Annotated in this window: 26 protein-coding genes; 16 read left to right on the top strand and 10 right to left on the bottom strand. The window is 37.5% G+C overall.

The window, feature by feature from the left end; genetic code table 11:
- Window position 1 precedes the first annotated feature (1 nt).
- Window positions 2-1000: a T9SS type A sorting domain-containing protein gene (locus tag IPL24_18570; GenBank protein ID MBK8365588.1), complete on the bottom strand. Its 999-nt coding sequence runs from the start codon at window positions 998-1000 to the stop codon at window positions 2-4.
- Window positions 1001-1018: 18 nt separating this feature from the next.
- The gene (locus tag IPL24_18575) at window positions 1019-2710 is read right to left on the bottom strand and encodes an aryl-sulfate sulfotransferase (GenBank protein ID MBK8365589.1); all 1692 of its coding nucleotides are present in this window, start codon (window positions 2708-2710) and stop codon (window positions 1019-1021) included.
- A gap of 395 nt (window positions 2711-3105) precedes the next feature.
- Between IPL24_18575 and IPL24_18580 the strand changes: the two genes are divergently transcribed.
- The 3 genes from IPL24_18580 (at window position 3106) to IPL24_18590 (ending at window position 4611) form a co-directional block, all read left to right on the top strand.
- Window positions 3106-3561: an SET domain-containing protein gene (locus IPL24_18580; protein ID MBK8365590.1), complete on the top strand. Its 456-nt coding sequence runs from the start codon at window positions 3106-3108 to the stop codon at window positions 3559-3561.
- A 34-nt stretch (window positions 3562-3595) separates the two neighbouring features.
- The gene (gene msrB / locus IPL24_18585; GenBank protein ID MBK8365591.1) at window positions 3596-3979 is read left to right on the top strand and encodes a peptide-methionine (R)-S-oxide reductase MsrB; all 384 of its coding nucleotides are present in this window, start codon (window positions 3596-3598) and stop codon (window positions 3977-3979) included.
- Between the two features lie 164 nt (window positions 3980-4143).
- On the top strand, window positions 4144-4611 hold the full coding sequence (locus tag IPL24_18590) for an RDD family protein (GenBank protein ID MBK8365592.1): 468 nt from the start codon (window positions 4144-4146) through the stop codon (window positions 4609-4611).
- Window positions 4612-4759: 148 nt separating this feature from the next.
- On the opposite strand, the gene IPL24_18595 is transcribed toward IPL24_18590, so the two are convergent.
- Genes IPL24_18595 through IPL24_18615 form a run of 5 tightly spaced genes read right to left on the bottom strand, consistent with a single transcriptional unit; the run spans window position 4760 to window position 10864 of the window.
- Window positions 4760-6094, bottom strand: a complete 1335-nt coding sequence (locus IPL24_18595) for a DUF58 domain-containing protein (protein ID MBK8365593.1) — start codon at window positions 6092-6094, stop codon at window positions 4760-4762.
- Window positions 6091-7119, bottom strand: coding sequence for a MoxR family ATPase (locus tag IPL24_18600; protein ID MBK8365594.1), 1029 nt, complete (start codon window positions 7117-7119; stop codon window positions 6091-6093). Before IPL24_18600 ends, IPL24_18595 begins: the two co-directional genes overlap by 4 nt.
- Window positions 7120-7122: 3 nt before the next feature.
- Entirely contained in the window at window positions 7123-8382 is a 1260-nt protein-coding gene (locus IPL24_18605; protein MBK8365595.1) for a hypothetical protein, read from the bottom strand.
- On the bottom strand, window positions 8379-9047 hold the full coding sequence (locus tag IPL24_18610) for a DUF4129 domain-containing protein (GenBank protein MBK8365596.1): 669 nt from the start codon (window positions 9045-9047) through the stop codon (window positions 8379-8381). Before IPL24_18610 ends, IPL24_18605 begins: the two co-directional genes overlap by 4 nt.
- Window positions 9047-10864: a stage II sporulation protein M gene (locus tag IPL24_18615; protein MBK8365597.1), complete on the bottom strand. Its 1818-nt coding sequence runs from the start codon at window positions 10862-10864 to the stop codon at window positions 9047-9049. The genes IPL24_18610 and IPL24_18615 overlap by 1 nt, the downstream gene beginning before the upstream one ends.
- Window positions 10865-10912: 48 nt before the next feature.
- On the opposite strand from IPL24_18615, the gene IPL24_18620 reads away from it, so the two are divergent.
- Window positions 10913-11611: an RDD family protein gene (locus IPL24_18620; protein MBK8365598.1), complete on the top strand. Its 699-nt coding sequence runs from the start codon at window positions 10913-10915 to the stop codon at window positions 11609-11611.
- Between the two features lie 44 nt (window positions 11612-11655).
- On the opposite strand, the gene IPL24_18625 is transcribed toward IPL24_18620, so the two are convergent.
- The gene (locus IPL24_18625; GenBank protein MBK8365599.1) at window positions 11656-12051 is read right to left on the bottom strand and encodes a thiol-disulfide oxidoreductase DCC family protein; all 396 of its coding nucleotides are present in this window, start codon (window positions 12049-12051) and stop codon (window positions 11656-11658) included.
- 251 nt (window positions 12052-12302) lie between these two features.
- Between IPL24_18625 and IPL24_18630 the strand changes: the two genes are divergently transcribed.
- The 12 genes from IPL24_18630 (at window position 12303) to IPL24_18685 (ending at window position 22367) form a co-directional block, all read left to right on the top strand.
- Window positions 12303-12653, top strand: a complete 351-nt coding sequence (locus IPL24_18630) for an NADH-quinone oxidoreductase subunit A (GenBank protein MBK8365600.1) — start codon at window positions 12303-12305, stop codon at window positions 12651-12653.
- Entirely contained in the window at window positions 12644-13153 is a 510-nt protein-coding gene (locus IPL24_18635; protein ID MBK8365601.1) for an NADH-quinone oxidoreductase subunit B, read from the top strand. Before IPL24_18630 ends, IPL24_18635 begins: the two co-directional genes overlap by 10 nt.
- A gap of 2 nt (window positions 13154-13155) precedes the next feature.
- The gene (locus IPL24_18640) at window positions 13156-13602 is read left to right on the top strand and encodes an NADH-quinone oxidoreductase subunit C (GenBank protein ID MBK8365602.1); all 447 of its coding nucleotides are present in this window, start codon (window positions 13156-13158) and stop codon (window positions 13600-13602) included.
- Window positions 13603-13608: 6 nt separating this feature from the next.
- Window positions 13609-14724: an NADH-quinone oxidoreductase subunit D gene (locus IPL24_18645; protein MBK8365603.1), complete on the top strand. Its 1116-nt coding sequence runs from the start codon at window positions 13609-13611 to the stop codon at window positions 14722-14724.
- Window positions 14725-14788: 64 nt separating this feature from the next.
- The gene (gene nuoH / locus IPL24_18650) at window positions 14789-15802 is read left to right on the top strand and encodes an NADH-quinone oxidoreductase subunit NuoH (GenBank protein MBK8365604.1); all 1014 of its coding nucleotides are present in this window, start codon (window positions 14789-14791) and stop codon (window positions 15800-15802) included.
- Window positions 15803-15815: 13 nt separating this feature from the next.
- Window positions 15816-16295: a 4Fe-4S binding protein gene (locus tag IPL24_18655; GenBank protein ID MBK8365605.1), complete on the top strand. Its 480-nt coding sequence runs from the start codon at window positions 15816-15818 to the stop codon at window positions 16293-16295.
- Window positions 16295-16810: an NADH-quinone oxidoreductase subunit J gene (locus IPL24_18660; GenBank protein MBK8365606.1), complete on the top strand. Its 516-nt coding sequence runs from the start codon at window positions 16295-16297 to the stop codon at window positions 16808-16810. The genes IPL24_18655 and IPL24_18660 overlap by 1 nt, the downstream gene beginning before the upstream one ends.
- Window positions 16807-17121, top strand: coding sequence for an NADH-quinone oxidoreductase subunit NuoK (nuoK, locus tag IPL24_18665; GenBank protein MBK8365607.1), 315 nt, complete (start codon window positions 16807-16809; stop codon window positions 17119-17121). Before IPL24_18660 ends, nuoK begins: the two co-directional genes overlap by 4 nt.
- 17 nt (window positions 17122-17138) lie before the next feature.
- Window positions 17139-19073, top strand: coding sequence for an NADH-quinone oxidoreductase subunit L (gene nuoL, locus IPL24_18670; GenBank protein MBK8365608.1), 1935 nt, complete (start codon window positions 17139-17141; stop codon window positions 19071-19073).
- A gap of 1 nt (window position 19074) precedes the next feature.
- Complete coding sequence (locus tag IPL24_18675; GenBank protein MBK8365609.1) at window positions 19075-20574, top strand: NADH-quinone oxidoreductase subunit M; 1500 nt, start codon at window positions 19075-19077, stop codon at window positions 20572-20574.
- Between the two features lie 8 nt (window positions 20575-20582).
- Window positions 20583-21989, top strand: a complete 1407-nt coding sequence (locus IPL24_18680) for an NADH-quinone oxidoreductase subunit N (protein MBK8365610.1) — start codon at window positions 20583-20585, stop codon at window positions 21987-21989.
- Window positions 21990-21992: 3 nt separating this feature from the next.
- Window positions 21993-22367 carry a hypothetical protein gene (locus tag IPL24_18685; GenBank protein MBK8365611.1) on the top strand — a complete coding sequence of 125 codons (375 nt, stop codon included), beginning with the start codon at window positions 21993-21995 and terminating at the stop codon, window positions 22365-22367.
- A gap of 458 nt (window positions 22368-22825) precedes the next feature.
- On the opposite strand, the gene IPL24_18690 is transcribed toward IPL24_18685, so the two are convergent.
- On the bottom strand, window positions 22826-23209 hold the full coding sequence (locus tag IPL24_18690; protein MBK8365612.1) for a response regulator transcription factor: 384 nt from the start codon (window positions 23207-23209) through the stop codon (window positions 22826-22828).
- An 860-nt stretch (window positions 23210-24069) separates the two neighbouring features.
- Window positions 24070-24699: a response regulator transcription factor gene (locus IPL24_18695; GenBank protein MBK8365613.1), complete on the bottom strand. Its 630-nt coding sequence runs from the start codon at window positions 24697-24699 to the stop codon at window positions 24070-24072.
- Window positions 24700-24706: the final 7 nt, after the last annotated feature.

The following is a 24706-nucleotide window of genomic DNA, read 5'->3' on the forward strand; positions in this document are numbered from 1 at the left end:
TTTAATTTACAATAAGTTTTCCTGAAAAAGATTTGTAGTTGTTAGCAATAACATTTACAAAATAGATTCCTTTGTTCAATTCTGATGTTTCAATTTTCACTGAAGAATTATTTTCCGAATGATATTCAGAAATATTTCTTCCGGTAAGATCGAAGATTGAAATTTTATAAGACAAGCTTAGATCAGTAAAGGAGATTGTAGTAAAATTCTTAGCCGGATTTGGATAAAATACAACGCCGTTTAACATTTCACTTTCATTTATTGAAGTAAGGCAAGAAGTGCAACTTGCAAAGCAGAATGAAGTGAGGATAGTATCTCTTGTAACAGTCAATTCGCGGTTAGAATTGACAGAGCATATAGCCGGAAGAGTTTCAGCTCCACCAATTGAATTTCCATTGAAGAATTTATATTCATAAGTTCCGGCCGGCACATATTCTATCTTTTCATGAACATTGGAAGTGAAGCTGAAAAGAAAGTTTGTTGTCGGATCCCAGTTCTGAAAACTACCGGCAACATGCATTCCAGTTCCATCTACAGAAGGTAATGTTTGCGTGTCAACAATGAATCTTACCAGATAATTCCCTGCCGGTGCATTGGCAGCAAAAAGAATTGCGCCAACAAAACTTGTGTCGTTTGCAATTGAATCAACGTAGATCCATCTGCTATCGCTGAAGTTATAGCCGACACGTGACTCCACAGGTACAAATTCCGCTTCATAAAATTGATCGCCATTGATGAATTTGTATTCGTATTTGGAAAAAGCCGGAAGATCGACCACAACACTGTAGATCTGTGTAGCTCCTTCCTGAGTCATTGTTGTCGTACCTGAATTCCAGTCGCCTCCGGGAAATCCGGCAATTGTCTGAAAATCCCCGCTGACATGAACACCTGTAGTATTTACCGTCTGGCCTGTCATGTCAACAGCGAATTTAACTTTTTTAGCAGCTGAATGAAATGCGATTAATAAAACGAAAGCAGCTATGCTGATTATATTTTTCATTGTAGTTTTATGTTGAGATTATCTTATTAATGAGATTTTTTTGGATACAGTTCCTGTTTCAGAAACAAGAGTAACGAAATATACACCATTTTCATAAGGTGAAAGATCCAGTTCAGAATTATTTATTGAACTATAAATTAGTTTGCCAAATCTGTCATACAAAAATGACTGATAATTATTTCCTTTAAATGCAGAATTGTTTATTCGGATGATTCCGGTTGTAGGATTTGGATATAATGAAACTTTTGAGTCCAGATTATTTTGTGAAATATTTGTGGAAGTGAATTCGAAATTAAATCCTGTCGCATATTGATAGACGCAACCATTTGCATCAGTTATTCTCACAACATATCTTCCTTCCTGGGTTGGAAGATATGTTTGTTCAGTCGCACCGGGAATAGCTTGTCCGTTAAGATACCATTGATAGGTTGTAGCAGTTGTTGATAAAAGTGTATCTACAACCTGAGAGATAACCGGAATTGCCGGTGCAGCATTATTTACATAACACTCATCATACCGGAATGCCTGAGCAACATTTCCCGTAGCCGTTTTTGACCATAGTAATGTTCCTGCGGGGTCAACTTCATAGATAAGTCCTGAGGTTGCTACGCATACTAAAAGATTACCATTAGGAAGAGGTTGTGAATTTCCCATGTTGCTACTATATCCATTACATGCATGGCGTTCGTCATAATTTAGCGGAAGGTATGCTTGTCCTGCAGTGATATCGTAGTTGTAACCATTTAATGGTGGAACGATACGATCAACAGATGATTGGTTATTTGAAATTCCTCTGTTATTAAAACCTACTATCGAACCTGCATTCGGACAATTTTCTGGTATCCAATGTGAATCATGAGTAACGTTTAATACTGTAGAACCGGTAGCACCATATGAATCAGGATTACCATAACGATATAAGAAGTCACCACCTTTACCTGAATTGCCACCGCTATGTGAAGTTGCTTCTGCTGTTGTTGTACTATGATCGATTACGAACCATTGATCAAGGTTATGCGAACTCACTACAATTTGTTCAAGCATTGGATTGTAATCAATACCATTCATGTGAATCCAGTCTTTTTGAGTTGCATAATTTATATCAAGAAGTTCCGGGTGGTCAACGATTGAAGTTTGGTAGTTAGCCTTTGTCGGATCATGGTTTTGCACAAGGTGATCCCATAAATGCCATTCCCAAACGATGTTTCCTGTTGTAGGCCCGGTTTGTTGTACTTCAACAATTTTTTCTGACCAGATTGTAATTGCCAAGGCACTTCCTGCAGCAGTAGCTTCTGCAGAAGTCTTAGTTTCATAAACGATCAGCAATACATTTCCATTTGGAAGTGGACAGATATCATGGTGCATACAATATGTAGAAGTTGAATAAACAAAATCCCATGTAAGATTTCCTGCAAAATCATATTTTTGTAATTGTCCTGTCATTCCTCCCCCCATAAAACTATTTCCTGAGCGACTCACTGATCTTACAATATCACCTCCGGGTAATAAGTATGATGAATAACCGGTTCTTGAATTAGAAGGGAAAGTCCATGTATTAAAAACTGCGCTGGTTGTATCGATCAGATAAGCATTTGTGCTATTTGTAACACTATAAAGTGTGTAATTTCCCCATTGCTGAGCATAACTTAATGAAGAAAGAAAGAATAACAATGCTACCATCGTTATTTTTTGAATTGATAATTTTGACATAGATGAATACGGTTTAGATAAATTTAGGTTAGGTGAATTCAAATGCAGAGTTAATCAAATATTATTTTTGCGTTAAAATTAGGAGGCGAAGATATTCATTTTGGCGGTAAGTGAATACTATGTGTCATGGAATTGTCTGTGCTTTTGTGAGAGTCTATTTTAATTAAATGGTTTGGTTATTTAAAGGTTTATTTAATTCAAAGGACTTAAATCGTTTTAAAAAGTTTAATGGGTTTATAGTGTTTAAGGGTTTTTAATCTGTCTTAAGTTCATTAAAAACGGGTTGTACCAATTTAAACCCTTAAACCCCTTAAACAAGCTTTCCTCCAAGCATCAACTCACTTCTCTTGCCCTATACCAAAAAAATCACCATTTTGCCGGCCGAAAGAAATAATATGGCATTATTGGAAAAACAATTAAGAATACGAAAATCAATTATTCCGGGTGCAGGAAAGGGGATTTTCACTACTGAAGACATTCCTGCAAAGGCGATAATAGTAGAATATAAGGGCAAATTGGTTAAATGGAAGGATGTAAAAGACGATGATGGCTACAACCCGTATATCTTTAAGATCAGCTCCCGCTGGGCCGTTGACGCTTTGCATGACAAGTCGGTAATCGGGCGGTATGCAAATGATGCCCGCGGATTTGCCAGGGCTGAAGGCATGCGTAATAATTGTGAATACATTGTTGTTGGTAAACGTGTTTATATTGCTTCGACAAGAAAGATCCACAAAGGAACAGAGATCTATGTTGATTATGGGCGCGGATTCTGGTCGCTTTTAAGTCGGGTCATGAAAAAACCTGATTACGAAAAGCGATGTAAAGAAGTGCGGAAGAAAATTAGATAGTTCTTATTCTTTACCTTTGTAAAAAAAATATAACATGCAGAAATCAGAGGAAGAATGGAAGAAGGAGTTGACTCCTGAGCAATACCGAGTGTTGCGCCAGAAAGGGACTGAAGCTCCTTTTACCGGGCAATTGTATTTGAATAAAGATAAAGGAATTTATCAATGTGCAGCATGTGGAAATGATCTGTTCACTTCGGAAATGAAATTTGATTCCGGATGTGGCTGGCCTTCGTTCGATAAAGAAATTGAAGGCGGAAAGATCATTCAAAAACGGGATACGACACATGGTATGATTCGGACAGAGATCTTATGTGCAAATTGCGGTTCTCATCTCGGGCATATTTTTGATGATGGTCCAAGTGAAACGGGAATGAGATACTGTGTGAATTCAGTTTCGATGAAGTTTAAAGCCGAATAGAAATTTTTAAATGGTTAAATTATTTAAGGTGTTTAATGTGTTTCGAAACACTTTAAACACCTTAATCATTTTATCCCTTAAGCAATTTATTTGTAAAATTTTTCCACGCCAACAGTAATTCGGGAATTTTTATATATTTGTTCAAACACTAACCACAAATAACTATGGAACCTATTTTAGATGCAACACAAATGGAGTCGCAACCTGTTACTTATGCCGGATTCTGGATCCGCTTTGGGGCTGCTTTTATTGATGGATTGATAATGTATGTTATTCAAACGGCAATTACACTTGCATTTTTTGGTGGCTTCGCTTTGAGTCCTGAAGCCATGCAATCAGCCGGTATGGGTTCTTTAGCCGGCTATTATATTATAATTCTTGGACTTAATCTGGTTTATTTTGCAGTGATGGAAAGTAGTTCTTACCAGGCAACTTTTGGTAAACGAGCTCTTGGATTAAAAGTAGTAGACAAGAATTTTGAACGTTTGACATTGGGAAATGCTCTTGGGAGATATTTAGCTAAAATTCCGTCAGCATTAATTTTAGGAATCGGTTACTTTATGGCCGGATGGACAGAAAAAAAGCAAGCGTTACATGATATGATTGCGTCAACGTATGTTGTAAAATCGTGAAAAGTGAGCATGCGTTTTTAGTGTGGAAAGGGTAACAAGTATTTTTTTTTAACACAAGATCACTTAGTTCACAATAAGAACACGGAATACTTAGTGGTCTTATAGTGAACTCAGTGATCTTAGTGTTTATTTTTTTTTCTTCATCCTATCAAATCATCCCCCTGGACTTCAACTCAAGATACTTATTCAAAACATTCACAGAAAGATGTTCCGGATCAGTTTGGATAGATTGAATTCCATAAAGTTTCAGTTGATTTACTATTTGTTCTTTTTCATTTACAAATTTTCCTGCAATCGTTTGAAGATAAATGTCACTGATATTCTTCGGATCTTCAGTAGAGAATGTTTTCAATTCAGTATTTTCAAAAAAGACAACGACCAATAAGTGAAACCGACTTAGCTTTCTCAGGATCGGCAAAACTCTTTCCATTGAATACATACTCTCGAAGTTGGTAAAAAGAATCAGCAGACTTCGTACCCGGATCGCATTTCGTAAGCTACTATAAAGCAGTTCGTAATTTGCTTCCGTTTTACTTTCTTTTTCTCTGTACAAACTATTCAGGATCTTACTGAGTTGAGAGGGTGTTTTTTCCGCTTTTATCATCGTCTCCATTGTTGAAGAGAAAGAGATCAATCCGGCTCTGTCTTGTTTTTTCAGAGCAATATTTGCCATCACCAGACTGGTATTGATTGCATAATCTAAAAGACTCATTTCGTGAAAAGGAAGGCGCATACTTCGGCTTTTATCAAGCAGGAAATAGATCTGTTGTGAGCGTTCATCTTCATACTGATTGACCATCAATTCTGAACGGCGACCGGTTGCTTTCCAGTTGATACTTCTGTAATCGTCTCCGGCAACATAATTTTTGATCTGTTCAAACTCATAACTATGTCCGATGCGGCGAAGTTTTTTTATTCCTTTAAACAATGAGATCTTCGACATAGCCCGCATTTCCATGTTTTTCATTTGCAAAATCGACGGATACACAGGAACTGTCGTTGCTTCATTAAAGCTTACTCTTCTCTGAACAAGTCCCATGAACGAAGAAATATACAAATGAATTTTCCCGAAATGATAAGCGCCTCTCTTAACCGGACGTAATTCATATTTTACAATCTGTTTTTCATTTGGTTTCAATGAAATCCTGAATTCAAAATCTCTTCTCTGAAACTGAATTGGAATCTCATCGATCACAACAACTTTTATTTTAAGTTGCGAATTATTCTGAATGAAAACTTCAATAGAGTTTGTATCGCCAAGATTGAAAAGTCTTGCAGTTTTGCGTGAACACGAAAAATTATTTTTGATCCGGTTAAGCAATAAAATATCTACCAGAACTAAAACGAAAAATATGGCTACAATAATTTTTGCAGGTAAAAGTATTGCCGGAAATGCATAGCTGCTGATAAACAGCATTACCAAAGCACTTCCCCAAAGAAAGAACCGGATCGGTAAAAAGGTGTTGCTGAAAATATTTTTCACCTTGGAACTTCAATGTTTTGAGTTATTTCTGCAATGATATCGTCAGTTGTAATTCCTTCCATTTCTTTTTCCGGTGTAAGAATGACTCTGTGATTCATTACCGGATTTGCAACTCTGCGGATATCATCAGGAGTTACAAAATTTCTGCCGCTCAATGCTGCCAGTGCTTTTGAACTTCTGAGAATGGCAAGAGACGCGCGTGGCGAAGCACCAAGAAATATACTGCCATGATTTCTTGTAGCATGCGAGATCTTTGCAATGTAATTGATAAGCTCGTCTTTAATGTGAATCTTTTCAATAATTGATTTGAATCCCGCAAGATCAGCTGCAGAAAGAACAGGTTTAACTTTTTCAATCGATGCCATTGAAAAATCTTCGCTGAATCTTTTCAGGATATCGATCTCATTTTCAAGAGAAGGATATTCCATTTTGATTCTGAAGATAAAGCGATCTAATTGTGCTTCCGGTAATTTGTATGTTCCTTCCTGTTCGATTGGATTTTGAGTTGCAATAACGAAAAAAGGAAATTCAAGCAGATGAGTTGTGCCATCCACAGAGATCTGTCTTTCTTCCATTACCTCAAACAAGGCAGCCTGCGTTTTTGCAGGAGCACGATTGATCTCATCGATGAGTACAAAGTTGGAGAAGATCGGTCCTTTGTTGAAAGTAAATTCCGATTTTTGCATGTTGTACACTGTAGTACCGGTTACATCTGTCGGCATGAGATCAGGAGTAAACTGAATTCTCGAAAAGTCAACCGATAAGGTTTTTGCCAGCAATTTTGCGATCAATGTTTTGGCAATTCCCGGAACTCCTTCTATCAGTACATGTCCGCTGCTTAATAATCCTGCGAGCATCAGATCTATAACTTTATCCTGTCCAACAATTACTTTCCGGATCTCACTTTTCAGATTCATAATTGAATTGCTGAATTGAATTAGTTCAGAATCGATAGGATCTGTTGATGGTAAATTAGATTCAGGGTTGATTTCCTGGTTTGAATTTTCTTCTGTTGAATTTTCCATATCTTATTTGCAATGTTTGTAAAAGTTATTTATCGCAGTTGTAAAATCGATCAGATCATTATCGTCGATTTCAATTTGCTTTTCTATCCAGAAATATCCTGTATAAATTTTATTTACGTTTTCCATTCCTACACCTGAAACCAATGCAATCCGCTCTTTTAACTCGTCAGTGATCGTATTGGCATTGATGGAATATCTTGACCGGAGAAAGTTATTAAAAAGTTTCATTTTGTGCATGCTGATGCCGCGATGGTCTCTTTCAGTGTAGTATAACTTTCCAACTGTTTTGATGAATTCCAGAGAAGTATTCTGTATTTTCTCTAATACCGGAATTGGTCGTTGACGCCTCTTTCCGACAAATATCATGTAAAGTAAGAGTAACAGTAATGCCAGATACCAGGCAAAGCGTAAACCCGGTTGAGAAAGTATATACCGCAAAGGGCTCTCTTCTTCTTCCTGGTAAGTTCTTTTTTTGTAATTGAAATGATAAGTCTTATTGTATTCATCCCAGAAAATTCCTTTTTCAGGATCAAGATGTGAAAAGATAAAATCGGCGTATGCCAGATTCTTTTCTTTGCTTAATGCATAATTAGTTAAAGTGTGTGGAGTAGTGTGAATTAAAAATTTCCCTTTTCCATATTCGTATGATACAAAGTTAACAAGACTGTCATTGAAGGTTCCTAAAACCCTGGCGCGTTCATTAAACTCATAATTCGATTCGAAGTAGGGAAATGCTTCAGGGATAATTTTATCATTGTAAACATTTGGAAACCTTAATGAATCATTTTGACCGTCTAATTTTATATTAACAGTGGTAAAAAAGTCACTTTGATATTGATCTATATACATTTCTCCGTCAATGCTGTCAACGTATGTGGAATCTTTGGTGTACTGAAATTCATAAAAGATAGGTGGAATATAGTTTACCGATATGAAAGCAGTATTGCCTTCTGCAACAAATGCCATCAGATTGGATTGTTCTGTTGAATCCTGAAAAAGTTGCTTTCCAATAAATACATAGTTAAGGTTTCCCCGGTTAAATTCTTTTATCGATGAATCAGAAATTAATTTATAGTCACGGTTAAATTTTTTATCGAATTTTTCAAAAAGTAATTCATGGATCAGAAAAGTATCATATGGATTTTTTTCTTCAGATTTATAAGTCCTTTCCCACGATTGTTTATTGAAAAAATAGTAAAGTATCACCAGGACTGCAGCCAGAGATAAAATGATAACAGAATATTTTACAAGGCTGTTTTTCATAGAACAGTCGGTTTAGATCTGTTAGAAGAAATAGCGCTTGTCAGTTTTGTATAATTGAGTTGATACTGATTAAAGTTCTTTTCGTTAACCGGTGCATCACCGAACCAGATTCTTTCAAAAGTAAGAGTCAGATCCCTGAAAGTAGAAAACACAGGATGTCCACCAACTTCAGCGACATAATCAAAATTAGTTTTGTCAATGGTGTAAACAATAATTTTACCTTCGTTTAGTTTTCGGATTGACAACAGATAGTGGATCCGGATAGCTTCTTTAAAGTTTTTTTCTTTCAAGGCGATCTCAAGTAATCCATCAAGGTCTGATTCTATAGTTGGTTCGTCTTCGATTTCATTTAATTGAACCTGATTGTTTTTAACTTTTCGGTTATCCGGAGCATATGCATAAAGTATCAGACGATAAATAAAAAACACAATAACTGCGATCACAATTGCATAGCTGATATATTTCAGCCATTCCCAGTCAGTTTTTGAGGCAGTTTTTTCTCCCTGTTTAATATATGGCAATGGATCTTTGTAGGTGAATTCTTTGACTGATTTGCGGTAATGTTGTCTGTTGAAAAAATCAATTTGATTTTTCTCAGACATGCCTGATTGAGAATTGATCAGAATCAATGTAAAACTTAACAGGAGTAGAATTGTTCTTTTCATTAAGAGTTGCTGGTATTCTTAATGGATTTCAATGATAAGATTCTTTTCTTCAAATCTTCTGCTGTTACAATCTGATAGATGGAAAAGAAGCCCAGAAAATTTCCATAGATGAAAAATGGAAGGATGATAAAGAAGCTGAAATAGGAAGAAAGTGTATTGAATATATTGGTTATGATACTTAATTGTTCACCGGAGACATATATATTCCATTTGGTTACTGATAAATAAAATCCCAGCATTGGAGTTTGTAAGATCAGAAATAATATCATAGAAGTAAAGCTAACGACTAGGAAGATCCTGTATGATTTACCTCTTGTAGCTCTGAAGTACCGGTACGCAGGCTTTATTGATTTGGTAAAAAGTTGACCTCGGTAATATGTCAGAGAAAGCCAGGTCATTAACGGTGGACCCAGAAATATCAGAATAAGCATGGAAGGGAGATTTCCATACTTTATTATTATGTTTATGATAAGTGAAAATAAAAGTGTGAATGCAAGTGAAGATATTTGTGGTCTGAATGTTTTATTCGCATGTCTGGAAATAAGTTTAAGAAAATAGAAAGATAGAAGACCAAATGCGATTACATTTATAAAAAACAAGCGCATGTTTTCTTCGTAATTAAAGATCTTAAATACATTGGGTAGAAAAAATGAAGTTCTGAATTCAAGATCCAGATTGTCGGAAATAAGAACCAGATAAGTGGCAATGATAGCAGCAGTAAGTAAGCTCCATTTAACAATTTTCCCACCGTAGAGTTTGAAGATGTGAAATACTTCCATGAATATATTTCCGGTAGGTTGAATGGCGTCGTAGTCAAACACTTCGTCCGTTTCCGGTTGTAAACTACTTTCAGGAATGTAAGCTGATTTTCCGGAACGATGCCGGTGAATCGGGTAGAGGACGAAATAAAAAAGTATAAACGCTGCAGAAAGAATAATAATTGAAAGTTTAACGATATCCGGTGCATCGGTATATCTGGTCATAAAACTTTCAATGATTGCAGCCATTACAATTATAGGAGCAATTCCGATCAGGATCTTTATACTTTTTCTTGCTCCGATAAAAAAGGATTGTGAGCGGGTATAAGTACCCGGAAATACAAGTCCCTTTCCTAAAGTGATCCCTGCACCTCCGGCAATAATTATACAGGAGATTTCCAAAGTTCCATGTAGCCATATGGTGAGAAAAGATTCTTTAAATAAGCCATAACTGATAAAGAAATATTGAAACACTCCAAGCATAATACCATTGAATAGGAGCATTCCAAGTGTTCCAACACAATACAGCAGACCGAAGATAAAGACCATGAATGACACTCTAAGGTTATTTATACTGATGCCAAGGAACATATCAACGCTATTCATTTTTTTATAGACAGCCATTGGATCACCTTTTTTGATGTTCTCTATCGTTGACTGAACATAGTTTTCACCCAGGATCAGGTTTGCAAAGCCCGGATCATGTCGTGAAGAGAATACTCCAATTGCTACAGATACAAGAAAAAAGCAGAGGCTGAAAAAAAGTTCCTTCCGTGCAGAATAGACCAGGTCAGGTAGCTCTTCTTTCCAGAATCTGACAAAGCCGGATCTGCTGGAACTTTTGTTTTTATAGATGAAATAAAATAATTGTTGTGCTATATTGTTAAGATATAGTCTGACGTATCTGTTTGGATAAAAAGTACGTGCATAGGAAAGATCGTCAGTAACTTGAATAAATAAATTGCTAAGTTTGTCAGGATCTTTTCGCTCTTCCTGCAAAAGTTCTTCAAGTTCCTTCCATTTCTTTTTATTTTGATCGATGAAATGTGTTTCTTTCATTTAGAAAATAATCGGTGTGGATAAATGTAATAATAATAGTAAAACCAAATGCGGACATTAGAAATTGTTACCTCACAAAATGTTGCCATAGACTATAATCTGGCGAATATTGGTGAACGTGGCGTTGCTTTCATAATGGATGTCATCTTTATCGGAGTAATAATTTTTATATTGTCAATTGTTGAAAGCTTTATTGTCCCTTACCAATATATGAATGTGGTTAACTATTCGACATCATTCATTGTCATTTCTTTTTATACTCTTTTATCTGAAATACTAATGAATGGACAGTCCTGGGGTAAAAAGCTTACCGGATTAAAAGTGGTAAAGATCAATGGGACAGAAGCCCGTTTATCGGATTATCTGATTCGCTGGGCATTCAGGTCAGTTGATATTTACCTGACACTTACGACTCTCGGTATAATTATGATCAATTCAACTGTTAAGTCGCAGCGATTAGGCGATATGCTTGCCAACACAGCAGTTGTTAAAATTAAACCGGAAAGAAGAGTGACTTTGGCAAATATTGAAAGTCTGAAAAATAAGACAACGCACATAGTCCAATACAAAGAGGTTATGCATATGAATGAAAAGGAAATGCTGGTATTAAAGTCCGCTCTTGATCTAGCGAAGCAAAATCCTAATCGTGCACATGCAGAAGCGCTTGAATTGTTGTCTACGATCATGCAGGAACGCCTTCATATTCACAACCATGAAAAACCGACCGCGAATTTTTGCAGAAGCTGATCAATGATTATATTGTGTTAACCAGATAGTTTTTTATCTGATAGTTACAGGAATCTACTTTTCAATTCCGGTGATGGCACCATACACTGGTCCTTCTTTCCAAACCACTTATAGCGATATTTAGCTATGATGTTATATACAAAATCACGAATTGGAAAAGGGATAATAATGAAAGCATATGTCAGCGGCCAGAGTCCATCCAGTTCTTTTGCAATCCGAAGTGCTGCACCTGATTTAGTATACAACTTTCCGTTTTTATAAAACACCAATGATTCAATGTAGTCACTTTTCAATCCAAAATCCTGTAGAGTTTTTTGCGAAAATTCTGATTGCAGCGAACTGAAGAAAAGATTCTTTTTGCGATTACGATTGACTGCAAATTGAACGAAGCCATTACAAAGATTACAGACACCGTCGAAAAGAATGATGGATTTTTCCATTGGGGCAAAGAGATACAGATATCTGTGCTAAATCTGCGAGTTCTGTGAGATCTGCGGGAGAAAAAAATAGTGCTCAAAATTGTTCCCGCAGATCTCGCAGAACTCGCAGATTTAGCGCAGATTTTGCGCAAATAAAATTGACTTTTGACATATAAATTTTTCTTCAAATTTGTTAATAACCCAACCCCCAACCCATTGATTTTTCAAAAACAATCGTTTATGTTTGATTGCTTAAATATTGCGAATTTCCAATGGGATTAGGTTCTTTATTAATGTTGATCATTTGCGGATTGGCATTTGCTGGCGGTGGTATCGTTTTGTCGAATGTGCTTTCCCGAAAGTCAACGAACTTACAAAAAGGTCAGGCTTATGAGTGTGGTGTACCAACGGTCGGAAAATCGTGGGTGCAGTTCAATGTAGGATACTATTTGTTCGCATTGTTATTTCTGATCTTTGATGTAGAGCTTGTGTTCTTATATCCCTGGGCAGTAGTTGTTAAGGAAGTAGGATTACCTGCATTAGTCGAGATCGTAATATTTCTGTTTATTTTATTCCTCGGATTTTTATATGCTCACAAAAAGGGCGCTTTGAAATGGATGTAAAAGAACAAGACCCAAGAGCTACTTTTCCCGGCGAAGTTCATCCGACTCCCGGTGGTGGAATACTTGTGAGTAAACTCGATGACGTTATAAACTGGGCGCGTTCAAATTCATTATGGCCTCTTGTATTTGGAACAAGTTGTTGTGCGATTGAAATGATGTCAACAGCTTCTGCAAAATACGATTGGTCACGATTTGGTTTTGAAGTTGCACGTGCAACTCCAAGACAAGCAGATGTGATCATCATTGCCGGAACAATCGTAAATAAAATGGCGCCTGTACTTAAAAGACTATATGACCAGATGCCGGATCCGAAATATGTTGTTGCTATGGGAGCATGTGCAACTTCCGGCGGACCGTTTTTTTACAATACTTATTCAGTTGTCAAAGGCGCAGATCATATTATTCCTGTTGATGTTTATGTAGCCGGTTGTCCGCCCCGTCCCGAAGCATTATTGCATGCTTTAATTTCCTTACAAGCCAAAGTCAAAGCCGGAAAATAAATATGCTTCAGGAAAAACTCTTGTCAATTTGTCCCACTGCTACATTCGAAGAGAATACGCAGTGGCCAACTATTAATATTGAGAGCACAGAGTGGCGCAGACTTGCTGAACATCTGAAGAATGATCCTGAATTAGCATTTGATTATTTGTTTTGTATTACCGGAGTCGATTGGAAAACACATTTATCGATGGTGTACCATTTATCATCGACGATCCATCGTCATACCATCGTAGTGAAGGCAAAGATTTCTGACAGAAATAATGCTGCAATAGAAAGCGTATATAATATCTGGGCAACAGCAGAACTGAATGAAAGAGAAGCGTACGATCTTTTCGGAATTAATTTTACTAATCATCCGGATCTGCGCAGATTATTTTTAACAGACGACTGGGTAGGATACCCGCTTCGCAAAGATTATGAAGATCCAATCAATATGATAAAACTCTGATCCTGTATGTTTGAAGAAGTAGGAACAACGGAAATGGGTGATCTGATCATCAATGTAGGTCCGCAGCATCCATCAACGCATGGAGTTTTGCATTTGGTCATTACATTGAATGGAGAGACTGTGAAAAAAGTTGAACCGCATCTTGGATACATTCACAGGAGTATTGAAAAGATGTGCGAGAGTTTGACTTATCGTCAGTTCATTTATGTTACTTCAAGAATGGATTATCTGTCGTCACACATTAATAACCATGCATGCGCATTGGTTGTTGAGAAAGGCCTGCAGATAGAAGTTCCGCAACGTGCTCAATACATAAGAGTCATACTGGATGAATTGACACGACTGGCTTCACATCAGCTCTGGTGGGGAGCAATGGCTATGGATGTGGGAGCGATCACTCCTTTCTTTCATGCTTTCAGGGAGCGTGAGATCATAAATGATATCATGGAACAAACATGCGGTGCCCGGCTAACTATGAACTTCATTGTTCCCGGCGGTTGTATGTATGATCTCCATCCTGATTTTGTAAAAAGTGTAAAAGACTTTATCATTTTCTTCAAAAGTAAGTTGAGTGAATACGATGAAATGGTTACTAACAATCCGATTTTTCAGGCGAGAATGCAAAATGTCGGATCGATCACAAAAGAGAATGCAATCTCTTATGGTTGCAGTGGACCGGTTGCAAGAGCTGCCGGAGTGGTTTGTGATGTAAGAAAATTATCGCCTTATGATGTGTACTCTCAGGTAGAGTTTACCGAGGCCATAGAAAAAGAAGGGGATTGTTTTGCTCGTTACAAAGTCCGGATGAAGGAAATGAATGAATCAATGCGTATCATTGAGCAATTGATCGACAATATTCCTGAAGGTGAATTTCAGGCAAAGACTAAAGCAGTATTGAAATTACCTAAAGGAGATTTTTACAGTAATGTAGAAACTGCCAGAGGTGATTTTGGTGTTTATATAATTAGCGAAGGTGGGACAACACCGTACAGAATTAAATTCCGTTCTCCGGGATTTTGTAATCTCTCAGCATTGGATCATATGGCAAGAGGAAATAAAATCGGTGATCTGGTAGCGATAATGGGTTCGTTGGATCTTGTAATACCGGATATAGACAGATAGAGTGATAAGCATAGAAAACATATCAGCAAGTATTCATCGGACGTTGAGCAATAATTTGTCGCCGATGTTAACGTCATTGGTCGAACTGACGATAGTTGGAATTTTTGTTCTGACATTGTTTGCTGTACTGGGACTTGTTCTGGTTTTTATGGAAAGAAAAGTTTCTGCTTATATGCAAATTCGTTTAGGTCCGAATAGAGTCGGATACAAAGGAATGGCGCAGACCTTAGCTGATACAATAAAATTGCTGGTAAAAGAAGGTCTGACTCCTGATGGTGCTGATAAATTCTTATTTAATCTGGCGCCATTCATTGTCATGATAGGAGCAATGCTACTGATGGCTCCGATTCCATTTGCAAAAAATTCACAGATCTGGGATTTGAATATTGGTGTGTTATATATCACGGCAGTATCTTCTATTTCAGTTATTGGAATTCTGATGGCCGGATGGTCGAGTAACAATAAGTATTCCTTGCTTGGCGCCATGCGGAGTGGTGCTCAGATCGTGAGTTATGAACTTTCTGCAGGACTTGCCATTATCAGTATTGTAATTCTGACGGGAAGTTTGAAGATCTCTGATATTATCGCCAGTCAGGAAACCGGATGGTGGTTATTCAAAGGACACATTCCTGCATTGATCTCATTTGTTATATTCATCATTGCAGTAACTGCAGAAACGAACAGAGCACCTTTCGATATGGCAGAAGCGGAGTCGGAACTTACGGCAGGATTTCACACTGAGTATTCAGGGATGAAATTCGCTTTATTCTTTCTTGCGGAATATGTGAATATATTTATTGTTTGTGCAATTGGTGCAACATTATTCTTAGGAGGATGGATGCCATTTCATATTGGGAACTGGACAGGATTCAATCATCTGATGGATTTCATTCCATCGTCAATCTGGTTTTTTGGCAAAACCTTCTTTCTGATCTTTGTGATCATGTGGTTTCGGTGGACGTTCCCAAGATTACGTATCGATCAATTGTTGAATTTAGAATGGAAATATTTGCTTCCAATAGGAATGTTTAATTTGCTCCTGATGACTATCATCGCAATCATGGGCTGGCATTTCTGATTAAATAAAGAAAATGAGTTTTATAGGAAATTATATCTCTACGGTTTACAAAGCAGTCACTTCTTTACTGAAGGGAATGCGACGTACGGGATATTATTTTACACATCATAAAGAGATCATTACTCAGAATTATCCTGAGAACAGAGATGAACTTAATCTCCCTGAACGTTTCAAAGGAGAAGTAGTTATGCCGCATACAGAGAACAATGAACATCGTTGTACCGGCTGTACTGCATGTGAACTTGCTTGTCCGAATGCGACGATCAAGATCATAACAAAATTTGATATTTCTCCTGAAGGGAAAAAGAAAAAAGCACTCGATACATTTATTTACCACCTTGAATTATGTACAATGTGTAATTTATGTATTCAGGCTTGTCCAACAGATGCAATAAAAATGGCTCAGACCTTTGAGCATAGTGTTTACAACAGAGCTGACTTGACAAAGACTTTGAACAATCCGGATTCTAAATTGATGGAGGGTGTAGAATGATGGATGCATCAGTAATATCTTTCTATGCGATCTCGGCATTTCTGCTGGTCTTCGGATTCATGGCAGTTACTGCACGGAAGATCTTCAGAAGTGCGATCTGGCTTTTGTTTTCATTGATCGGAATTGCTTCGCTGTATTTCTGGATGGATCTTCAGTTTCTTGCCGCTGTTCAGATCATAGTTTATATCGGAGGAATTGTGGTATTAATTATATTCTCAATCTTCCTGACCCAACATAGCGGAGCAGATCTGCCGAAAGCACTTCGAAGCAGAAAAATTGCAGCCGGATTTTTAAGTCTACTTGGGTTTGGAGTCATAGCCGGAATACTTTCAAAAACGTTGTTTGTTGAAACTTTAACACCAATGGATGTTGATATGAAAACGATCGGTAAGAAAATGTTGTCACTCGGCGGCGATGGATATGCTTTGCCTTTCGAATTGGTAAGTGTTTTACTTCTTGCTGCTATGATAGGTTGTATAGTAATAGCAGTTAAAAAAGTCCCTGAAAAATCATGACTAGTATTCCAATCATACACTTTCTGATCGTCAGCACTGCTTTGTTCTTCATCGGTGTTTATGGTTTCTTCACAAGGAGAAATATGATTACGATGCTCATGTCTATTGAACTGATATTAAATAGTGTGAATATCAATTTTGTGGTGTTCAATAAATATCTGCACCCTGAAAGTAATGACGGATTGTTCTTCAGCCTGTTCATTATTGCCATAGCTGCTGCTGAAGCGGCTGTTGCCATTGCGATAATTATAAATCTATACCGGACTCATTCAACTATTGATGTTGAAGATGCCAATGAAATGAAGTTGTGATCAATTAAAGAAAAAGCATGTCGCCATTATTACTAATATTATTTCTGCCATTTCTTTCTTTCGTGATCTCCGGATTATGGGGAAGAAAATACCTTAAGAACATGGCGGGAATGTTAAGCACCACAACAGTGCTTGCGGCATTTATGATCTCATGTTCTGTAGCTTACAAGTATTTCATAGTTGAAGGAAAGGTAAATGGAAAATATCTCGCACAGTATCCGATCGATTTCAAGTGGCTGGAATTTACTCCGGATCTGAGTATTCATCTTGGGATACTTGTCGATCCGATATCAGTAATGATGCTCCTTGTTGTAACCTTCATTTCTCTGATGGTTCATATTTATTCATTAGGATATATGAAAGGGGAGGAGCGGTATGCAACTTATTATTCCTTCTTGTCATTGTTTACTTTCTCCATGCTGGGGCTTGTTGTTGCTACAAATATTTTCCAGACATATATTTTCTGGGAATTAGTAGGTGTAAGCAGCTTTCTTCTGATTGGATTTTATTACAACAAACCTTCTGCTGTTGCGGCATCTAAAAAAGCATTCATAGTCACTCGTTTTGCTGATCTGGGTTTTTTAGCCGGGATACTTATTCTGTCTTATTATTCCGGATCTCTGGAATTTAAAGATATTATTTCAAGGTATACAGAAAGTACATCTCCGCAATTACAAGCTGGTATCAGTTCTTCTTTTTTAGGAGTGAGCGCGCTAACGTGGGGACTTGTTCTTGTATTTGTCGGTGGAGCTGGTAAATCGGCGATGTTCCCATTACATGTCTGGTTACCTGATGCAATGGAAGGCCCGACTCCTGTTTCTGCATTGATACATGCTGCAACAATGGTTGTTGCCGGAGTTTATTTAGTAGCCAGATTATTTCCGGTTTACGCTATCAGTTGTCCTGCAGCCTTACATGTTGTAGCAGTGATTGGTATATTTTCATCTGCATTTGCTGCATTGATAGCATGTACTCAGACTGATATTAAACGTGTACTTGCCTATTCAACAATGTCGCAGATCGGTTTCATGATGTTTGCACTTGGAGTTTCCGGATACGGTGGTGAGGCCGGACTTGGTTATATGGCATCAATGTTCCATTTATTTACCCATGCAATTTTTAAAGCATTGCTATTCTTATGTGCCGGAACAGTGATCCATTTTGTACATAGTAATGAAATGAAAGATATGGGTGGTTTGAAAAAATCCCTTCCAATTACTCACATTGCATTTTTACTTGCTTGTCTTGCAATCGCCGGTATTCCGCCTTTTGCAGGATTTTATAGTAAGGAAGAAATTCTACTCGCTGCATATCATCACGATAAAATGATCTTTTGGGTGGCAGTAGTAACAGCCGGGTTGACTTCATTCTATATGTTCCGTTTATTCTTTTCCATTTTTTACAGAGGGGAAGAAAGAGCACATCATCATAGTCATCATGGCGAAGGCACATCGTCAATGTTAGGTCCGCAGATCGTACTTGCATTCGGATCAGTGCTCGCGGGATTTATTCCATTCAGTAATTTAGTTACATCAGATGGTGTTTCTTTAGAGACACATACAAACTGGAGTTTTTCATTATTGCCAATTGCTATGTCATCAATTGGAATTTTGTTTGCAATTTACTTTTTCATGAAGGATGATGATAAAGCGGTTGTTCTTGCAGCAAGGTTTGGTTCAATTTATACTTCATTGAAGCGAAAATTATATATTGATGAAATCTATAATTTCGTAACAAAGCGGATTATATTCAATCTCATTGCTCAACCTGCAAGCTGGTTCGATAAGCACATAGTAGATGGATTTATAAATACAATTGGAAAAGCAACGCAAGTATTTTCCTTCACAACATCAGGATGGCAATCAGGCCGCATACAAAGTTATTCTGCCTGGTTTCTTGCCGGAACATTGGCATTATTGATAATTGCACTTTACTACTTACAATTACTATAGGATGAATCTGAATTTATTGATCATACTTCCACTGTTAACTTGTCTGGCAATATTATTGGCCGGAAGCAAAAATGCCATCCGCGTCTTTGCCTTGACAGGAGCTGTAGTACAATTGTTAGTTTGTTGTCTGTTACTTATTCGCTTCAACGAATTAAGTGCGGGAGTTATCAATGGTCAGATGCTCTTCGAATCAAGTGTTCCATGGTTCGCTTCGCTGAATATAAATTATCATATTGGAGTTGATGGTATTTCAATAGCCATGATAATGCTTACAGCAGTAGTTGTGCTGGCCGGAATACTCGTCTCCTGGAAAGTTGAAAAAATGACCAAAGAGTTTTTCTTTCTGCTTACTCTTTTAAGCGCAGGCGCATATGGCTTCTTTATCTCACTGGATTTATTCTGTATGTTCTTCTTTCTTGAAGTTGCTGTAATCCCAAAATATTTACTGATCGGAATCTGGGGAAGTGGTAAAAAAGAATACAGCGCAAACAAACTTGCGCTTATGTTAATGGGCGGTTCTGCATTAGTGTTAGTCGGTTTATTGGGTACATATTTAAATGCAACTTCAGAAGCGACAGGATTCAATCTGATGTCGCTCCGTACACAGATCATTCCGGTGCAGACACAACTTATCTTTTTCCCTTTCTTATTTATCGGCTTTGGAATTTTTACAGCAATTTTTCCTTTTCATACATGGGTACCTGACGGTCACTCATCTGCACCCACGGCTGCATCAATGTTCCTTGCCGGAATCTCTATGAAACTAGGCGGATATGGATGTTTAAGGGTTGCAGCATATTTAATGCCTGAAGCAGCGCATTATTATTCAGCATATATAGTAGGATTAGCGGCAATTGCAATTATCTATGGAGCATTTGCAACCATGATGCAAAAGGATCTGAAATACATGAACGCATATTCTTCTGTAAGTCATTGCGGGTTTGTTTTGTTAGGTATTGGAATGCTGACACCTTCAGCAATAAATGGGGCAGTACTACAAATGGTGTCGCATGGATTAATGACGGCCCTTTTCTTCGCTGCTATCGGAATGATCTATGAGCGAACTCACACCAGAATGATAAACGAACTTGGTGGCTTGTTGAAAGTAATGCCATTTATCAGTACAGTTTTTATTCTTGCCGGTTTATGTTCGCTTGGGTTGCCGGGATTAAGTGGATTTGTCGCGGAGATGACAGTGTTTGTCGGATCATGGGAAAGAGTAGAGATGTTTTACAGGGTTTCTACAATTGTTGCATGTATGTCAATTGTAGTTACTGCTGTGTATATTCTGCGTGCTTCAGGAATGTCATTAATGGGAATAATCAGGAATAAAGAATTTGAAAGTCTTACTGACGCTAATTGGAATGAAAAAGCTGCATCAGTGCTGCTTTTAGCAGGAATACTGGTCATCGGATTAAGTCCATTCTTGTTGAATGACCTGATTGCTCCGGGAACAGAAGAGATAATGAAAAATGTAAACAGAGTATTCACATTAAACTAACCGGAACTATGGATTTGATTTTAATGATGAAGAATGAATTGATGCTGGTCGCAATCATCGTGATCCTTTTGATCATGAAAGTGGCAGATAATGGCAAGAGTAATTCCATGTGGATTGGTGTGATCAATGTTTTACTTATCGTCAATTGTATTGTCGATTGGTTACCGGTTAGAGAAGGTGAACTTTTTGGAGGCGTGTTTAAGTCGTATGATCTTGGAAACTTCGGTAAAAATTTATTGAGTACCGGCGTCTTATTGATTTCATTGTTTTCAGTCGATTGGTTAAAACGTTGTGAGCACATTGCTGAATTTTATTTGCTGATGTTGTCCACGTTACTCGGTATGTTCTTTATGATTTCATCAGGTAATTTGCTGATCTTCTATCTCGCTCTTGAATTGTCGTCTATTCCGCTTGCAGCTTTATGTAATTTCGGATTAGCAGAAAGAAAGTCAGGAGAAGCAGCGATGAAAATGATCATGTCGTCTGCTTTTTCAAGCTGTATCATGCTCATGGGTATTTCCTTTCTGTATGGGGCATCAGGGACTTTAAGTTTTGATGCATTGACAATTGTTGTACAGGAAACGCCATTATACATCATGGGATTTGTACTCTTGTTTGTAGGAGTCGCATTTAAATTATCTGTTGTGCCATTTCATTTATGGACTGCGGATGTTTATGAAGGTTCACCGATTCCTGTTACGGCTTTTCTTTCTGTCATCAGTAAAGGTGCAATGATCATAGTATTTACATTCTTGTTGTATCACGTATTTGGGTCTTTATCGCATACATGGTATCTGTTGTTGTATATACTCAGTATTGTGACGATGATAACAGGAAATATTTTTGCGATCAGACAAGAGAATCTGAAACGATTTCTTGCATTCTCTTCCATCACCCAAGTCGGCTATATACTTGTTGGTATTTCAGGGAGTTCAGCGGAAGGTGTTACTTCTTCGGTTTACTTTATTGTTGTCTATCTCTTTTCCAACATAGCTGCATTTGGAGTGATCTCTCAAATTGCCGAAAAGAGTGGGCGGGAGACGATCACTTCATATAAGGGACTGGCAAAACAAAATCCATTTTTAGCATGGACATTGGCAATTGCGTTGTTTTCTTTAGCCGGAATTCCGCCAACTGCCGGATTTTTCGGAAAAATATTTTTATTGAAAGCAGGCGCTTCAAAAGGTGATGTGTTTTTAATAACTATTGCTGCATTAAATATGATCATTGCCCTGTATTATTATTTACGTGTGATCCGAGCAATGTTCATGGATGAAAGTGAGGAGTCAATTCCAAAAATGCATTCCGGTTTATCTCTTAAATTTGCTTTAGTAATTTGTCTTGCCGGGATTTTATTTACAGGATTTTTCGGGCCGGTTTACGAATACATATTATCACTAAGTAAAGGAATTTAGAATATGGCAATTAATCAGAATCATTTATTTGAAGATCTCGATGGAATAAAATGTGCCGTTGTAGAAAAGAATGCAGATAAGTCCAGAGCTGATTTCTTAAAGACCATACTTGAATTCAACGGTTACAAAGTAATTATAGTGAACAGTCCGCCACCAAAAGGTGCTCCCGCTCCAGTGGAAGGAGAAACAGTTGAACCCGTTTTACCAACAACATTTACAGTAGGCGTAACTGATGTTCGTTTCAATGTCACCAATGCAATTTTTGGAAGATTACTCAAGACAAAAGAAGGTAGTGTAGTTACAATGGCCTATTGGCAACAAAAGGAAGAAAAGTCAGATGATACTGTTCCTTATTTTCAAAAAAGATCTAATAACTAACCCGTTGTTCGAAATTATTGCCCCTCGACTTCGCTCGGGAATCGTCTTATAAGTGGTAATGTGTGAATTTTTTGCGAAAAAAATTCACACATATCTGCCCAAAACCCACGGTCCCTGAGCGAAGTCGAAGGAGGTCCCTGAGCGAAGTCGAAGGGCGAACGTTTTGAATTAAAATTTACCGCAAAAAAAAAGCTCTTGTCCCCGCCTTTCGACAGGGACTTTGAGCCTTCACACGCACACGCAGGCACACACATACCCGCTTTCACTCTAACACTGGTTAAGCGACCCACACACTCGCGGCACACACACCCCGCAATCGCCTAACACTATTATAATTTCTTAACAACTAACCATTGCTTTTACAAAGATGCGAAGAATGGTTGCGGTAAAAATAGAACTTTGAATCAATTTGTTGTCACTAATCACTGTCAGGGCTTGTCGTATAAACAATGACAAGATCAGCTAACCGGCTCAATACTAAGTAGAATTTCGTAGATTTTTTCGAACTCATTCGACTTGTCCAGGAAATATTCAGCGCCAAGTTTCAGACATAAATTCTTATAATAAACATCTGAATAATTGGTTAACATGATCACTTTAGCATACGATTTGAGTTTTAACTCAGGAAGAACCTCGACACCACTTTTGCCTGGGATCTTAATGTCTAAAATAATGACATCCGGATTGATCTCCTTTGCCAGGAGAATAGCTTCATTCCCGTCTTTTGCATGAGCAAGCGTAGCGACACCTTCCATATCAGATAATAAGGACCATAATCTTTTTACGATCAGAAGAGAGTCCTCAACTATCAAAATCTTAAGTCCTTTTTTACCCGGGTTCATTTTAATTTTCCTAACGCCTATTTATACAGTAAATTAAAGCTATATGTTCAGCGATTTTTGCCATGTAAACTGTGTTTTGGGTGTCATGGTTTGTACTACAAAATAATTTATAATGAATGCAGAAGGATGGTTTGGAAGGTTACAATTTTGAATGTTTAAAATGAATAATGAATCCCGATAGATATCGCATAGACGTCAACTTAAAAGAAAAAAACAAATGAAAAGTATTTCGATCTGTTGGCGTGAGATTATTTATAAAAAAGTATTATGCAAGTTAGCCTCTATTGCCATCAGCTGAAGCTTAATGTCATTTGATTAGACGAATGAAATATTCGTTGTTCTTTATAGATTATAAGGCCCGTTAGGGCCGTACCTTTGGTAATACAAGACCATACAAGAGCGCTCAGCCCCTTTAGGGGCGTACTCTTTAACACATCGCTTTTTTTTGAAAACGAAAGCACAATTGGATATCAGGAACATGCCGTATGAACTACAATGTGCTGGAACTTTTATGCAGTTAATTAATGGACACATGCATTGTAGAAAGAGTGCGCCCCTAAAGGGGCTTGACTTTCTCGTATATTCTTTTATTACCAAAAGTATGGCCCTAACGGGCCTGTCGATTTTAAATACTTATCCTTATTATGAATTGTAGAGTATAGCCATTTGAATTTGATCTAAAGCTCATGGCAAAATAGTAGACGAGAACTCACTTAATTTCAATAGATATTATTATAATTAAATTGACGACTTTGCGATAGCTATCGGGATTATGGCCAAACAAAAAAAGACAAATTGAATTTATCGGAACGAATTCAAGAAATTACTTAGAAATGAAAATAATCATACTCTTGATTAATTTAAAGAAGGTTGTTTGAAATCGCATAAAAAGTCAACTCTGAATTTGATTTCAGATTCATTTTCTCAAGCACTCTTGAACGGTATGTGGAAATGGTATTCACACTTAAAGAAAGATCTACAGCAATTTCTGAAACTGTTTTTCCACCTGCAATTAATTTCAGTACATCAAGTTCGCGGTCTGATAAAAGTTCATGCGGAAGTTTGCTGAAATCGCTGTCGAGATTAGAAGCCATTTTTTCTGCTAGCGATGGTGTAATATATTTTCGGCCCATCATAACCATTCTGACTGCTTTGACTAATTCTTCAGGCGCGCTCTCTTTAGTCAGATATCCGGAAGCTCCTGCTTTCAGCACACGAATCGCATAAAGCTCTTCAGGATGAATGCTGAGAACAAGGACTGGGATTGTTGGTGCTTCCGACTTGATTACTTTCAAGGCTTCTAAACCGTTTTTGCCGGGCATAGAAACGTCACTGATGATAACATCAAACTTGTCGGCTCGCATTTTTCTGATCAACTCCTGGCCATCAGATGCTTCCTGAAAATTTGCATCCGGGAATTCTTCCAATAAGATTTCTTTTAATCCTCTTCTTACAATAGAGTGGTCATCTGCTAGTAGAATATTCATGATATTAAAG

The organism is Bacteroidota bacterium (assembly GCA_016711505.1).
In the GTDB taxonomy this organism is placed as follows: Bacteria; Bacteroidota; Bacteroidia; order AKYH767-A; family 2013-40CM-41-45; genus JADKIH01.